Raw genomic sequence first — 2,183 nt, 5'->3', positions numbered from 1 at the left:
TTTGGCAATGAAAAAATGCATAAAACGGCAATTAAAAATGCTAGCTCGCCAACACCGCTCTTTTTGTTCCGTTATTTACTTGTTTTGAAGAAGTGATTCCCGATAGCGGTGGCTTTCACCACTGAACACGATCAAATGAGAGTGGTGAATCAGCCGGTCTATGACAGCCTCCGTTAAGATGGGATCTCCAAACACATGGTTCCATTGCCCAAATTGAAGATTTGTCGTGATGATCATACTCTTCGTTTCGTAACACATCGAAATTACTTGGAAGAGAAGCTCGGCCCCTTGCTTATGAAGAGGGATATAGCCCAGTTCATCCAAGATTACTACATCCAGCTTCTCGATCTGTTTGAACAGACGGCTCAACGAGCCTTTCTCATGGGCATCCAATAGCTGGTTTACCAAGGATGCCACGGTATAGAACTTCACTTTCTTTCCTTGTTGCTGGATGGCGTGGAGGCTGATCAGACTGGACAAAAACGTCTTGCCCGTTCCGACTCCCCCATAAAAAATCAGGTTTTCCTGATTCTCAATAAAACCACCATGCAAAACATACTCCCTTGTCAAACCTTGTCCCAGCTTTATATCTTTCCAATCAAACGGGGTTCCCGCTACCTTCGGTAGTGTCGCCTGCTGGAGTAGAAGATTGGTTTTTCTTTCATCTCGTTGCTGGATTTCTCGCTCCAGAAGACGCAATAAATACTCTTCATTGTTGGTCGCCCTGATCTCATGGTAATGTTCCCGGGTCCAGCTCAACTTCAGCCGTTTTGCGTACTCTTGAATGCGTTGCTTCATTCTATATCACCACCTGTACCCATCAGATGATCATAATGAGACAGTCCCCTGACGGCAGGTGGAACGTCCGGCACGGCTTTCTTCACATCAATTTCCTTTCGCTGTCCTCTGCCGTTCAGAAGCTGATAGAAGACCTGTTTGATCGAGTCGACCGAAGGTTGGCCGCGCTCCGAGGCAAGACGCAGCGCTTCTGTCGGCGTATGGAAGTCACGTTCCTTCAGAAGCACGGACAGAAGCTGAAGCACCTGTTGCTTCTCATGGACAGTACATTGCTCAAGATATATCTGCCATTCCTTCGGAAGCTGCTCGTAAAAGCTAGTATATTTAATTGCCATAGGCCGTTTGGCCATCAGAGATAAATAAGGTTGCCATTTTACCGATTGTTTTTGTTCCCCATACAAGCGTTCATGGGAAACAATCAGGTCATATTTCTCGGTCAAAAGCTCCACTTGATTGTACGAGATCTTTGCCAAAACCTTCTGTTTGGCAAAGCGAGGGGAAGTTGAGTACGTCTTGTTATCGATCCGTATATAGCCATACTTATCTGCCTTGACTTCCTCATAGCGCACACAATCAAACTCTTTCGCTGGTAGCTGTAAGAACTGTTCTTGGTCTGCCATATATAGTTTGGCAATGAGGTTCTCCTTCTGGTAGTGTTTACGGTTCCGATCCTTCTCCGCCTTTTTCCAGAACGTTCGATTCAAGTCCTCTAGATTCAGAAGTGTCAGTTCCGGAAGAAGAAAATTGTTGCGGATGTATTTGACCATGGATTCTACATGGCCTTTTTCATTTCCGCTTCCGGGGTTACAAAATTCAGGAGTGAACTCATAGTGAAGAACGAAGTTCTGGAATGCTTCTGTCAGTTCGCGTTCTCCGTTCGGCAATACTTTTTTGACGGCTGCCGAAAGGTTGTCGAATCGGATTGCCTTCGGCACTCCGCCTATATAATGAAACATTCGTTTCAGACCTTCCATGAAACACTCTTTGTTCTGAGCCGGAAAGACTTGAAAGAGGAATGCATTGCTGAAAGGGAAGGATATCACCAAATACGGCAGGACGATTTGCTTTCCATCATGCAAGAACGGCGCCTCCCCGAAGTCTACTTGAGCGGTACCTGGTTTCGCTTCCAATGGCAAGGCTGCCTGTTCGACTTCCTCTGCCAGCTTGATCTTTTGCTTAGCCACATAATTTCGGACGGTACGATCAGAACCTTTGAACGCATAGTCCTCCACCAGCACTTCATACATACGCTTTGCTGTTCTTCTGAATTTCTTTTTCTTCTGGAAGTCCTCCTGAATCCATGCATCCAGTATGGGTTTCACCGGATCCATCACTCTCGCCCCACGCACTTGTGGTGGTTTTGTCTCTGGACTGAAATCCTCCAT

Annotated in this window: 2 protein-coding genes; both read right to left on the bottom strand. The window is 46.2% G+C overall.

What is annotated here, in order from left to right; all coding sequences use genetic code 11:
- Nucleotides 1–75: 75 nt before the first annotated feature.
- Nucleotides 76–798: an IS21-like element helper ATPase IstB gene (gene istB / locus HMPREF0083_RS15455; protein WP_021622486.1), complete on the bottom strand. Its 723-nt coding sequence runs from the start codon at nt 796–798 to the stop codon at nt 76–78.
- The coding region (istA, locus tag HMPREF0083_RS15450) for an IS21 family transposase (protein WP_021622485.1) at nt 795–2,183 on the bottom strand (1,389 nt) is incomplete at its 5' end. The genes istA and istB, both read right to left, overlap by 4 nt.

The sequence above is a fragment of the Aneurinibacillus aneurinilyticus ATCC 12856 genome (assembly GCF_000466385.1).
Classification (GTDB): domain Bacteria; phylum Bacillota; class Bacilli; order Aneurinibacillales; family Aneurinibacillaceae; genus Aneurinibacillus; species Aneurinibacillus aneurinilyticus.
The sequence above is the reverse complement of the archived record's forward strand: the minus strand, read 5'-3'. Positions and strand labels throughout refer to the sequence as shown.

Bases quoted from the DNA above. Each gene is read 5' to 3' on its own strand.
- istB (WP_021622486.1), bottom strand. From the start codon at position 798: ATGAAGCAACGCATTCAAGAGTACGCAAAACGGCTGAAGTTGAGCTGG.